Origin of the sequence: Paenibacillus sp. FSL H7-0918, from assembly GCF_038007025.1 — a bacterium.
GTDB classification, from domain to species: Bacteria; Bacillota; Bacilli; order Paenibacillales; family Paenibacillaceae; genus Paenibacillus_AQ; species Paenibacillus_AQ odorifer.
The window spans coordinates 1,168,352-1,181,494 of the sequence record NZ_JBBOWJ010000002.1 but is presented as its reverse complement, the minus strand read 5'-3'; the positions used below and the strand labels follow the sequence as shown (position 1 = coordinate 1,181,494).

Genomic DNA, 13,143 nt, shown 5'->3' with positions numbered 1-13,143 from the left:
ATACTAACAATTGAAAGGTGATTAAATGCGAATCGGTCACAACATCACGTCTTTAAATAGTTTGAACAGATTAAATAAAAATAATAAATCTATTACAAGTTCACTAGAGAGGTTATCTTCTGGACTTCGGATAAATATAGCGGCAGATGATGCTGCAGGATTAGCAATTTCTGAGAAAATGAGAGCACAGATTCGTGGATTGTCTCAGGCAGCAAGGAATACACAGGATGGTATTTCACTAATTCAGACTGCTGAGAGTGGACTTGGAACTATACAAGATCCTAATCTGCTAAGACTACGGGAGCTTGCAATACAGGCTTCAAATGATACCTTAACAAATTTTGATCGAACATTGATTCAAAAAGAAGTTGAGCAGATAAAGCTTGGGATAAATGATATTGCTAATAACACTCAATTTAATGGAATTCATTTATTGAATAATGACCTCGAAGTAAACACGAATATTAACCCAGTACAGGGCAATATAAGTACGAACTGGACCGCTAACATACCTGCCAGAGATTTATCTAAGACTTCAGATGGAGGTTACGTCGGAATAAGAATTCCCGGTAATAATCCCTTCAAATTAGATAGTATGGGTAATCTGGTTTGGTCACAAGCAATTCCTAATATGGATGTGTATAGTATTAAGGAATCTAGTGATGGTGGTTATATTTTATTAGGAAATGATTTCTCAGCAGGGGCAATTTCCGATCAAAGGATAAATATAATTAAATGGGATGCGAATTTGAATGAGCAGTGGAGTACAGGGGTATCTGGTGTCTACTCCATTATGGGGAATGAAGTAATTGAGACTAGTGACGGTTCCTTTATTGTGGCAGGGACGGGTTCCGGTATTCAAAATTGGGATGGCCTTATGGCTAAATTTAATAGTAGTGGTGTGCAACAATCCACCTCGATAGTGGGTTCTTCACAATCCAATCCTGTTGGCTATGGAAGCGAAGAATTTAATTCTATTATTGAAACTGCTGACGGCGGTTATTTGGCTATTGGTTCATCAAGTCTCAAACTAAACGGTTCTTATACCGATAAGTCAAGCTGGGTTGTGAAATATGATAGTAACTTAAATCCGTTATGGGACACACGAGTCGGTGCTGCTGGGGATGATGAAGGTTACCGGGCCATCGCAACCAGTGATGGAGGGGCCATAATTGTTGGTTCTTATAACGACTCTACTAAAACTAGTGGATTAATCTATAAACTAGACAGTAGTGGAAACGTATTGTGGGAGAAGAATATCTCAAATGAAACTTCCAACTCCAGTCAACTTACAAGCATTACAGAAATGAAAGATGGGAATTACATCGTTGGAGGAATAGTAGATAATAGTTATCGTCTTTCCATCTTTGATCCACAGGGTAATGAATTGGCTAATGTTAATCTAAATGGTGGGGCCTCTACGGATAGACTAAATAACATTATTAGTAATGATGACGGAAGTTACACTTTTTCAACTACAACTGGGATAACCAATTTCAATGTATCTTACGGATCAAACCCTGGTACCACATATGATTACAAAACAGTAAATCTTCAGGTGGGAGCAAACTCTGGGAATAACTTCGCTGTTAAATTAACAGATGCTAGAACTACTGCTCTGGGAATTGCGGATATAGATCTTTCAACTAGACAAGGTGCCGAATTAGCGATTTCGAAAATAGACAAAGCTATAAATACCGTTTCATCCAGGCGTTCAATGTACGGCGCGTATCAAAATGCATTAGAACATATCCATAATAACCTAACCAATTACGAAGTAAACTTAACAGCAGCTGAATCACGAATAAGAGATGCGGATATGGCAAAGGAAATGATGAAGCTTACCAAATACAATGTCTTATCTCAAGCATCACAAGCGATGTTGGCTCAAGCTAATCAACAGCCTCAAGGTGTGTTAGAGTTGTTAAAATAGGGCTATACATACAGTCTATGCATTTCAGTGCATAGGCTTTTTTTAGAATCTATGATGATTTAAGAAATGATTTACAAAAAAATTTCCAGAGACTATTATATTTCTATGCGTAATATTTTCCTTTTTTAACTAGATTATTGTAAGAATTTATCTTTGGAGGTTCAAATGAAAAAGCACGACAAAATCATTTCCTTCATCTTCATGTTCATTATGATGGTGACGGCTATTTTCTGGGTAAACTCGACCACTAGTTGGTCTATGATGGGTACCCTTGCTTCCGTGGCCTGTTTCGTACTTTTTGTATTATTGGGACTCCGCACTATACCTGTTTTGACAGATTTTGTTCTGACAAGTACAGCACCTGAAGTAACTCTGGAAGATAAAATACGGGACAGAAAGCAGGCTTGGCTATATATTATCGGCTTGGTTGTGGCTAGTAGGGTCTTGCTTATGATTATCGGGTATATATTTTTGATCATACAGAATGGCTATTCCGGTGGTTTGTTTAGCAAAATAGCTGAGACCTGGCATATATCGGGGATCGACGCTTCACATTATTTGGGCATCGCGGAGAATTGGTATGTGACGGAGGGAGATCCGAAATACCATATTGTGTTTTTTCCTTTTTTTCCAAATCTAATTAAAGTAGTTCAGGTATTCGTAGGGAATTATCTCGTCGCTGGATTCATCGTTTCTAATATTTGCTCGCTTGTCGCTGCCTTGGTCGCCTATGAGCTTGCCGCACTAGACATGCATCGAAAGAGTGCTATGCGAGTAGTAAAGTATATTTTTATATTTCCGGCTGCGTTCTTTTTCTTCATCCCAATGACCGAATCTTTATTTCTGGCCTTATCGCTGTTGTGTTTATATTTTGTGAGAAAAAAAGAATGGCTCATCGGATGTTTATGCGGTGCACTTGCAGCGTATACGCGTTCTCCAGGGGTACTGTTGATTGTACCGGTTGCGATTGAATTTGCACGAGAACTTATCGGGAATTATAAATTACTAGAGAAAAAAGCGTTTATACATAAACTGACCACCGCCATTGGCTGTCTTGCTATCATATCGATGGGTTTGCTGGCTTATCTTTACATCAACTACTATGTTACGGGAAATGCTTTTCAGTTCAGTATTTACCAGAGGGAGCATTGGTCACAGAAGTTCTATCTCTTTTTCGATACCGTAAGATATCAGATGGAATATGCGGTGGGCACCTTTAAAAGTGGAGATAGCCGTTCTTTTCTCGGCATGTGGCTGCCTAATTTAATCGCTATATTCTCAGCACTAATTATCATGTTAATGGGAGCAAGAAAACTACGGCCATCCTACACTGCTTATTTTATCGTGTATTTTGCTTTCGTAGTGGGAGCTACTTGGCTGCTGTCAGCCCCGCGTTATTTGCTTGTTGCCTTTCCGCTAGCTTTTGCTGCCGTTGCGCTCACTAATGAAAAGCCGAAGGATGTTGCACTCACTGTTATATCTGTTGTGGGTAGTATACTGTACTTGGCAATGTTTGTAGCGGGATATCCGGTGTATTGAGGAATCGTGTTAAAATAGGAGAACGCCTAGGTGCGTTCTTCTTTTTTATTGCGAATAATCTTATAGAAACGATGGTGGGTATGAAGATTGATTACGACAATCAGGTGATCGAGTTTAATGTTCAATATGGAAACGGGAAAAAAATCTCCATTCATATAGATTCGTCAGGGCGCATAACACTCAAGGTACCTAAGAAAACATCTGAAGAGACGATTAAAAGTGTGGTTGAGCGTAATGGAAAAATGATTGTGGAGAAGCTGCAAAGTCTCGAAGCGGCTCGTGAAACACCAAAGATGATCAGAGCGTACGAAGATGAAGGAAAGTTCCTGTATCTAGGCAAATATTATTCTCTGCATGAGCTTATAGAGACAGCGGAGCTAAGTGAAGAACAACTTCAGTTAAAGCTGAAAAAGTTCTATTTCTCTAGCTGCAAGAAGCTTATAGGAGAGCGGATCACTAGGTACCAGACGCAGCTTAGAGTAAAACCTAAGAGTATCGAGATTGTAGAGTCCAGGACCAAATGGGGAAGCTGCAGCTCCGATAAAAAGCTAACCTTTAACTATCGTCTGGCCATGGCTCCCGTGGAGGTTATCGATTATGTGATCATCCATGAGTTATGTCATTTGCTGCATATGAACCATGATCGCTCCTTTTGGCGACGGGTTGGAAGCCTAATGCCGGATTATAAGGAGAAGGAAGAATATTTAGCAAGATATGGACGGGCTATGACGTTATGAAAAGAAGGGTATTCCAGTGCAACTAGAGTAATAGTTGCCGGGAATACCCTTCGTTATTTTAACCCCTTTGCAGCAATCGATAGAGGTTAAGTGCCAGTTGAATCTCGAATAACTCATCTGAGTTTTTCAGATCTATATTTAGCAAATCTTTGATTTTATCAATCCGGTAAATAAAGGTGTTGCGGTGAATAAACATCGCTTTGGCGGCTTCGGTTACATTCTGATTGTACATAAAATAGTACTCCAAGGTAGACATGAATCTCGTGTTCATCGTCTGGTCATGTTCATAGATGCCTCCCAGAACTTTGTTAAAGAATGTCTCCATTTCCGTAGGCTTAATATTGGAATCCAAAAAATGATAGACAGAATAATCCTCGAAGTGAGCAATGCTCCGGCTGTCTTTATTAAACCGCTGCATGAGCCGCATAGCTTCCTGGGCCTCGAAGAAGCTTCGATGGAGCGAAGCAAGTGTCTTATACTGACTGCCAATGCCGATGAGAAAATGATTTTTAGTCATTTCCTGAGCCAGCAACTGCAGCACCTCTTGAGCAAAGGCTTTCGTATCGCTTACGGAAATTGGCGGTTTATTTTCATTTTTTCCGATCAAGATGATGATTTGCTGATTGCGATAGTAACAGATTAGCTCTCCACCTGCATTACTGGACAAGCCATAGATCAAATTGACACATTTTTTGACCATATGCTCCATTTCGTATTTTCTATAAACCATGTCCGTGTAGTTTTCCAGCTGTGTAGCTTCAATATGGATAACTGTACAGTAATACGCATAGTTAACTTTAAGCCCATGCATAGCAGATAGGGAATGCAGTGTTTCTGTTGAAGTAATATTGCCAGCTAATAAGTCGTCGAAGAAGTCCTGCCTAATTTTATGCTTTACCTCTTCGATTTCCTTGGCTTTGATCCGGTCCAGTGCAAGCATCGTGGATACATGCTCTAATGCGGTGTAGTCAAATTCAACCAGCTTGCGTACCGTTTGCAGAACGACGATATACGCGTAAGCGTTACTGGATACAGAAACCGGCATAATGCAGCACTTGTACGGCTGTCCCTGAGAATAGTAGGTGCGTTTGATGGATTTTTTGATTTCAGTAATATACTTTGGAAAAGCTACCGTGAACTCTGGTGGAAAAACTGGCCTGTTCTTCACCAGTGGCAGGAATTCCTGAAGTGGAGATGGGTTATCCTTATGATCTGTATAGCAGAGTAGGTTCCAGTCTCTATCTAATATAAGAACAGGGTTATGGATCGTGTCGGACAATTCCGCCGATATTTGCTCAATACCGCCTCCTTCGAGTGCGATTTTGAACAGCGCATTATGAAGGTCGAGCGAGCGTCGGTTCACAGCATCGTAATCCGCGTTGGTCTTTTCGTTAATGATCGCAATGACTCTGGACAAGGTGTATTCAAAAGGGAGCTCCAGTAGCGGGAGTCCATGCTTATCAGCAAGCTCGATCATATTCTGCGGGATAGCATCGAAATATCGCTTCATTTTGATGCAGAGTCCTGCACAGTTATTCTCCACCAGCTCATGAATGAATTTGTTCTGCAGCTCCGTGCTGTCTTTGAAGATATATCCGGTGGATAAAAGCAGCTCGTTCGAGGTCAGCCAGTCAAATACGTCCGGATTCTCGATGATATTAACTACGGAGATTTGATTGTTTAGACCAGAATGCCCCGCAACGATCTTTATGCCTTCGATGGATTTGATTTGTAAGATATCTTTTATCGTTAGCATCAATTCACACCCCTTATCTTCACCCATTGTGCAATGTGCATAGTGATTACTTGTTGTTTTTAGTGTTCTTGTATGATGACCCCCAGTGTGCGGAGGACTACAATAAGGGTGTCAGGTAACGTTTATCCGTTAAACTGTGATATATTTCACAAAAATATCCTTTTTCACACAGAAAGCAGCTCAATCTTCATCATTCTTGGAATTTTATGAACTGAGTGTAACATCTTCTATCATTCATCATCAACCGTTAAGGTTTTTTTATGAGAACGCTTTCTATATAGGATAACCTGACAGTAAGTGACCAAACCATTATCTACTTCCTTCTCAAGGGGGCGATCAAACGGAGCATTCTCAGAGCAAGTGTACCTCTTATTTAAAAGCTGGGATATCCAGTGATAGCGCGTTCTTTCATCGGATTCGAGAATCAAGATTTTTCGGAAATGTACACAGCATATTTGAGCGGACGATAAATGTAAGGTGCAAGACAACTGATGAATTATATACCATTGCGAGCAGTAGGATAGATAATGCGCCTAATACTTTGATCACAGAGGTTAGTAGTTTTTCGGATCTTGGACTGGTTGTGGGAGAAGAAGTTTTTGCGGAGAATGATCAATTATATATTGGCACTAAGCTTTCAATATCGATCAAGGAACTGACAGTTTGGCAGAGCTCTTTATCTATTTTTCCAATAGAACTAAAGACGCTAAGAGATAATTTGGCTGCGGCAAGGGCTTATATCAATAGCTATGGAAAACCAGGCGGTATAAAGCAGTTTGCGGGTTCTAGCAGCTTTGAGAGAGAAACGATGCGGCTGCTGGAAGAGCGATCTTCAGGTCTTCTCAATGCCTTGGCGAATGACAGCATGGAAGAGGCTACTCATTATGCAATTCGACTAATGGGGTTAGGCTCAGGGCTGACTCCGTCGGGAGATGATTTTTTAGTTGGATTGTTTGCTGCGATCCATCTGCCTCAGAGTCCTATTAGTAAATATCAGCCGTGGTGCAGGGAAGTCGTGAACGAAGCAGCTGAATTAACGAATGAAATAAGCTATATGGCTCTGAAAAAAGCGGCTTGGGGTCAGGTGAGAGAGTCAATGGGTCAGATGCTGCATTCGCTCATGTATGAGAGTAAGGAAAATATGCTTTTTGGCTTATCGGCAGTGCTGGATATAGGTTCTTCTTCCGGAACAGATATTGCCTTGGGGATCATTAGCGGTTTGAATCTTAATCTAGAACAACGTTGGAGGTAAGATATGTCGACTAAAATAGTAATTAAAAGAAACACATACTTTGATTCCGTCTCGCTCATGTCGTTGTCGACCAAAGCGAATCAAATAGAGGGTGTCGAACAAGCTTTTATCGCAATGGCTACTCAAATGAATAAAGAGGTATTAGCGAATGTAGGGCTGATAACCCCTGAGCTAGAGGAAGCTAAGAATAGTGACCTGATGATCGTAATCAAAGCAGCATCCCCTGAGCTGGCTGAAGTTGCCTTTGAAGCAATCGAAGAGCTGTTTATTAAAAAAGATAGTGCAGTTGGCGGTACAGCGCTTAAATATCCAACAATTGAGTCGGCAGTGAAGAATATGACAGCAGCTAATCTTGCAGTGATTTCAGTCAACGGAGCGTTTGCAGCCAGAGAAGCAAGAAAAGCGCTGGAGAATAATCTACATGTCATGATGTTCAGTGACAACGTAAGCGTAGAAGACGAAATTGAATTAAAAAAAATTGCACATGAGCGTGGATTGCTGATGATGGGGCCGGATTGCGGAACCGCGATCATTGGAAATATGGCCTTATGTTTTGCCAATAAGGTTCGTAAAGGCAATATCGGCATCGTGGGTGCATCCGGCACAGGAAGTCAGGAAATCAGCGTGCGGATTCACGATTTTGGCGGAGGCATCTCACAGTTGATTGGCACAGGCGGCAGAGACCTAAGTGAACGTGTCGGCGGAGTAATGATGCTTGATGCTATGAAAGCGCTTAACGAGGACGAAGCCACTAAGGTCATTGTGTTGATTTCCAAGCCACCCGCCAAAAGTGTGGAACAAAAAGTGCTGAATGAAATCAAAAATATGCATAAGCCTGTCGTGGTCTGCTTTATCGGAGGAACGGAGGAAGCTGTTCTGGAAGCAGGTGGACATTTTGCCAAAACAACTAAAGAGGCCGCGCTAAAGGCGGCAATTCTATCCGGCATTGATGAGAGTCAAATTGACAAGCATCCGCTAAACCTTCCGCTGATTGAAGAGATTAAGGTCAAGCTGAAGCCAGAACAGAAGTATATTCGTGGTTTATTCTGCGGCGGTACTTTATGTGATGAAGCAATGTATCTAGCGATGGAGAAATACGACGATGTCTATAGCAACATTCCAAAAGATTCGGAATATCAGCTGGGTGATATCCATATCAGCCAAGGACATACATTTATTGACTTTGGGGATGATGGGTTCACTAACGGCAAACCACATCCGATGATTGATCCTTCTTCACGGATTGCCAGATTCAAGCAGGAAGCAAAGGACCCGGCGGTGGGCGTGATCATTATGGATTTTGTATTAGGCTATGGATCGCATGAGGATCCAGTAGGTGTTATGGTGCCTGCAATTATTGAGGCTAAGCAAGCAGCGGAACAAGAAGGCAGACATTTGGAGATTGTCGGCTATGTACTTGGAACCGATCTGGATACACCTTCCGTCCAAGAACAGCTTGATAAGTTGGTATCCGCGGGCGTTACCTATGCAAGCAGTAATACGAATGCAGGACTTCTTGCCAGAGGTTTTGTAGAGAAGGGAGTATAACATGAGCAGAATCAATGAGTTATTTAAGAGTGAACTTCACGTTATCAATGTCGGCCTAGAAATGTTCAAGGATGATATCCTGAAGCAAAAAGGCAACGTAACCCATCTGGAATGGAAGCCACCTGGTGGAGGTAAGCCCGAATTAATTGCCGCACTGGATGCGTTAGAGCAAGAGGGGATTGCTGCAAAGATTGAGGCTGCCAACAAGCTGGCTGTAGAGCGAATTGTGAATTCACAACCGGTATTGGTTGGTTTTGATCAAGCGATCAATGTCGTACCAGGGATGACTAAGACTACGATATTACATGCAGGGCCTCCGATTACCTGGGATAAGATGAGTGGTCCCATGAAAGGTGCAGTTACCGGCGCTTTGGTCTTTGAGGGCTTGGCGAAGGATCTGGATGAAGCTGCCGAACTAGCGGCATCAGGTGAGATTACGTTCTCCCCTTGTCACGAGCATAATTGTGTGGGGTCCATGGCAGGGGTAACCTCAGCCTCTATGTTCATGCACATTGTAGAGAATAAAACGTATGGCAACATCGCTTATACGAACCTTAGTGAGCAACTGTCGAAAATCTTGCGGATGGGTGCAAACGATGAAACGGTCGTTGCCCGTTTGATCTGGATGAGAGATGTGCTTGGACCGATGCTGCGTGAGGCGATGAAGTTCTCTGAGAACGGCATTGATCTACGGCTCATGTTATCACAGGCGCTCCATATGGGAGATGAATGCCATAACCGCAACAACGCTGGAACGACTCTTTTGATTCAGGCATTAACGCCGCTTATCCTGAGAACGGATTTTACTAATGAGCAGAAAATCGAAGTGTTCGATTTTGTGGCTATGAGTGATTATTTCTCCGGACCAACCTGGATGGCTCTTTGTAAATGTGCGCTTGATGCTGCCCATGGCATCGAGCATAGCACCATCGTAACAACGATGGCCCGCAATGGCGTGGAATTCGGTATTCGTGTCAGTGGAATGCCAGGCAATACCTGGTTTACCGGCCCTGCGCAAAAGGTTGTCGGACCGATGTTTGCAGGGTATAAGCCGGAAGATTCGGGTCTCGATATCGGTGACAGTGCGATTACCGAAACGTATGGTATAGGTGGCTTCGCCATGGCAACCGCGACGGCGATTGTAGCATTAGTTGGGGGAACCGTAGATGATGCCATGAACTATTCTGTGAAAATGAAGGAAATCACTACAACGGAGAATCCAAATGTGACGATTCCTTTGTTGAACTTCCGCGGAATTCCTACTGGAATCGATATTCGTAAAGTGGGTCAAACCAGCATTATGCCAGTGATCAACACGGCTATTGCCCATAAGGATCCAGGTATCGGAATGATTGGAGCCGGAATCACTCATCCTCCAATCGAGTGTTTCGAGCAAGCCATTCTCGCTTTTAGCCAGAGCATGCATTCATAGAACCACCCGCCCTTCAGGCCTATTCAAGGGCCTGAGGGCTTCATAAGCCATTGGTATGTAAGCGCTAACGATCTAGGGGGAGATTTATTATGGATCAAGTATTTATGAAGATGTTCTGGAAAAAGGGAGATTGGGCCGCGTTTTTCGGGTTGCTTGCTAACAATTTAACCAATCTGCTTACGATGATTTCACTGTTAATTTTTGTAGTAGGATTTCCGGAAGGTATGGTTTACGGCAGAGTCGTTCCTGCGTTTGGACTCGCGATTTTTATCGCAAGTATTGCTTATGGCTGGTTTGGATATCAGCTAGCCAAAAAAACAGGCCGAACGGATATAACCGCATTACCTTCAGGACCTAGTGCTCCATCGATTTTTACGGTAACTTTTCTAGTGTTAATTCCCGTATTTAGAGAAACCAATGATGCATCATTTGCGCTGCAAATTGGTCTCGTATGGTGCCTGTTCGAAGCTTTGATCCTTATTGTCGGCTCATTTCTGGGAGATGTGCTGCGTAAGGTTATTCCAAGAACCGTACTTTTATCTTGTTTATCTGGACTTGGATTGTTATTGCTGGCCATGAACCCGATGCTGCAATCCTTCGAAACACCAGTTGTTGCTTTTGTTGTACTTGTGATCATCTTTATTAACTGGTTTGGCAAATCGCCGATATTCAAAAAAATTCCTACAGGATTCCTGCTGCTGATTGCAGGAACCGCGCTGGCTTGGATATTCGGCTTGCAGAATCCAGAAGCGATCACAACGGCTCTTTCAACACTGGGGTTTAATCCACCTGAGGTGCATATTACCAGCTTAATTCAAGGGATTCCGCATGCCTTGCCATACCTGGCTTCTGCAATTCCATTGGGACTGGCGAATTATATTTTTGACCTTGAAAATATTGAGAGCGCACATGCTGCGGGAGATCCTTATAACACTCGTAACGTCATGCTAACGAACGGGGTTGCTTCAAGTATTGGTGCTTTTACAGGTAATCCGTTCCCGGTAACTGTGTACATTGGTCATGCAGGCTGGAAATCTATTGGGGCTGGACTTGGTTATACCATAGCTTCTGGTTTCTCCATGTTAATTATTTGTCTCTTTGGTATAGGGGCACTGCTGTTGTCTATCATACCTGTTGTGGCGATTGTTCCGATTCTGGTCTATGTCGGGGTCGTTACGGCGAATCAGGTGGTTCGAGAGACACCTAAAAATGAAGTTCCCGTTATCTTTATCACCTTGTTCCCATGGATTGCTAACTGGGCTTTAACGCTTGCGAACAACATTTTTAATGCGGCTGAAACTTCGGCTTCTAAGGTGGGGATTGATCTCTTATTAAGTAAAGGGGTTTATTACAACGGCCTGATGCATTTAGGAAATGGTGCACCGCTTAGCAGCTTGATTTGGGGCTCAATCACTATTTTCTCTATCCTGAATAAACCACTGCGGGCTGCTGTCTTTGCTGTAATCGCGTCTGGCCTATCTTTATTTGGGATCATTCACGCGCCGACTGTTGGATTTGCTCAAGCTTCACTTATGCCGTTCGTATACGCCTATTTGATGGTTGCAGGATTATTTGTTTATAAGCATTTTTCAGACCTTCGTGACCCAGCGAACAAGCTGCAATCCGAATAAATAATTGATAAAAAGAAATAGGAGAGCTAAAGCCATGACTAATCAAACTCTGTCAGAAGATTTAATTCAAGCAGCGGATCGCGGGGATTTAGCTGCCGTAGAACAGCTTTTAGCTCGTGGTGCCGATGTTCATCATAAGGATGCCAGTGGTCGTACTGCGCTGATGGCGGCAACGCAAAAAAATCATATTCCTCTCGCTCAAAAGCTGATTGAAGCAGGCAGTGACGTGAATGCAAGAGATATCACTATGTTATCACCCTACCTGTGTGCCGGTGCCAATGGATTCCATGAGATTCTGTCTTTAACTCTTGCCGCAGGTGCGGATACAACCAGTGTAAATCGTTTTGGGGGAACTACACTGCTTCCTTCCAGCGAGAAGGGGTATCTAAGAACTGTTCAGAAATGCTTGGAAGCAGGCGTTGCAGTTAACCATATGAACAATCTGGGATGGTCTGCCTTGTTGGAGGCAGTAATTCTCGGGAATGGTGGCCGTTTATACTCCGATATTATTCAGTTGTTGGTGGATGCTGGAGCGGATGTTCAATTGCCGGATCGTGACGGCAAATCATCGTTGCAGCATGCAGAAGAGCTGGGACAGGAGAGGGTCATCCGTATTCTCAATAAAGAAAAGCTAACGATTCATCCAAGTATTCAAAGCGCTCAAGAGCTAGCTCGGGCAGAGGATTTCCTGAAAGCGAGTTTGGTTATGGAACATGCAATGCAAGAGGACAGTAATAATTCAGACTTCTATTACTATAAAGGATACTTCTTAGGGGAACTCGGGAGATATGAGGAAGCTCTGGCAGCCTATCAACAGGCACTTACTATCGATCCGGATGACCTTGATTTCTATTTCTACACCGCAAATGCCTACCGAATGATGAAGCGATCCGAGCAAGCGTTAGCAGAGTATGATAAAGCGATAGAACGCGATCCTGGCGAAAGCTTCTTCCGCTATCATAAATCCAATTATTTAAGAGAGTTGGGCAGGCATGAGGAAGCGGTTAAAGTTATGGATCAGCTTCTGGAACAGCAGCCTGAACGGTATGATTTCTCGTTTCATAAGGCGAACAGCTTGAGATCACTTGGCCGGCATCAAGAGGCAGTTGAGGCGATTGAGAACGCAATTGCTAACGATCCGAGCAATCCTTTATATCATCATCATAAGGCACAGTCACTTGGTTTACTTGGTGATCATGAAATGGCCATTCAAGAAATAGATATTGCTATCAGCTATAATCCTGCCAATCCGGATTTTCACTTCGCGAAGGAACAATTTCAGCTGGCCCTTAAACGCTAATAAATGAGGATCAAC

The 13,143-nt window shown here is 42.9% G+C and carries 9 protein-coding genes; 8 read left to right on the top strand and 1 reads right to left on the bottom strand.

The window, feature by feature from the left end; genetic code table 11:
* The first annotated feature begins 61 nt into the window (after window positions 1-61).
* The 3 genes from MHI15_RS19150 to MHI15_RS19140 all read left to right on the top strand — a co-directional run bounded on the left by MHI15_RS19150 (window position 62) and on the right by MHI15_RS19140 (window position 4,209).
* A complete protein-coding gene (locus MHI15_RS19150; RefSeq protein WP_445668007.1) occupies window positions 62-1,933 on the top strand; it encodes a flagellin N-terminal helical domain-containing protein in 1,872 nt (623 codons plus the stop codon).
* A gap of 165 nt (window positions 1,934-2,098) precedes the next feature.
* Window positions 2,099-3,472, top strand: coding sequence for a hypothetical protein (locus MHI15_RS19145; RefSeq protein WP_341164712.1), 1,374 nt, complete (start codon window positions 2,099-2,101; stop codon window positions 3,470-3,472).
* 80 nt (window positions 3,473-3,552) lie between these two features.
* Complete coding sequence (locus MHI15_RS19140; protein ID WP_038574107.1) at window positions 3,553-4,209, top strand: M48 family metallopeptidase; 657 nt, start codon at window positions 3,553-3,555, stop codon at window positions 4,207-4,209.
* A gap of 58 nt (window positions 4,210-4,267) precedes the next feature.
* Here MHI15_RS19140 and MHI15_RS19135 read toward each other — a convergent pair whose 3' ends face one another.
* Window positions 4,268-5,965, bottom strand: a complete 1,698-nt coding sequence (locus tag MHI15_RS19135; RefSeq protein WP_339189592.1) for a PucR family transcriptional regulator — start codon at window positions 5,963-5,965, stop codon at window positions 4,268-4,270.
* Between the two features lie 583 nt (window positions 5,966-6,548).
* On the opposite strand from MHI15_RS19135, the gene MHI15_RS19130 reads away from it, so the two are divergent.
* The 5 genes from MHI15_RS19130 to MHI15_RS19110 all read left to right on the top strand — a co-directional run bounded on the left by MHI15_RS19130 (window position 6,549) and on the right by MHI15_RS19110 (window position 13,128).
* Window positions 6,549-7,217 (top strand): DUF2877 domain-containing protein, encoded by a 669-nt coding sequence (locus MHI15_RS19130; RefSeq protein ID WP_341164711.1) that lies wholly within the window; start codon window positions 6,549-6,551, stop codon window positions 7,215-7,217.
* Window positions 7,218-7,220: 3 nt separating this feature from the next.
* Window positions 7,221-8,765 (top strand): acyl-CoA synthetase FdrA, encoded by a 1,545-nt coding sequence (gene fdrA, locus MHI15_RS19125; protein WP_076308503.1) that lies wholly within the window; start codon window positions 7,221-7,223, stop codon window positions 8,763-8,765.
* Window position 8,766: 1 nt separating this feature from the next.
* Window positions 8,767-10,197 carry a YlbE family protein gene (locus MHI15_RS19120; RefSeq protein WP_341164710.1) on the top strand — a complete coding sequence of 477 codons (1,431 nt, stop codon included), beginning with the start codon at window positions 8,767-8,769 and terminating at the stop codon, window positions 10,195-10,197.
* A gap of 89 nt (window positions 10,198-10,286) precedes the next feature.
* Window positions 10,287-11,828 (top strand): hypothetical protein, encoded by a 1,542-nt coding sequence (locus MHI15_RS19115; RefSeq protein WP_036684876.1) that lies wholly within the window; start codon window positions 10,287-10,289, stop codon window positions 11,826-11,828.
* A gap of 34 nt (window positions 11,829-11,862) precedes the next feature.
* A complete protein-coding gene (locus MHI15_RS19110; protein WP_076308505.1) occupies window positions 11,863-13,128 on the top strand; it encodes a tetratricopeptide repeat protein in 1,266 nt (421 codons plus the stop codon).
* The last annotated feature ends 15 nt before the right edge of the window (window positions 13,129-13,143 follow it).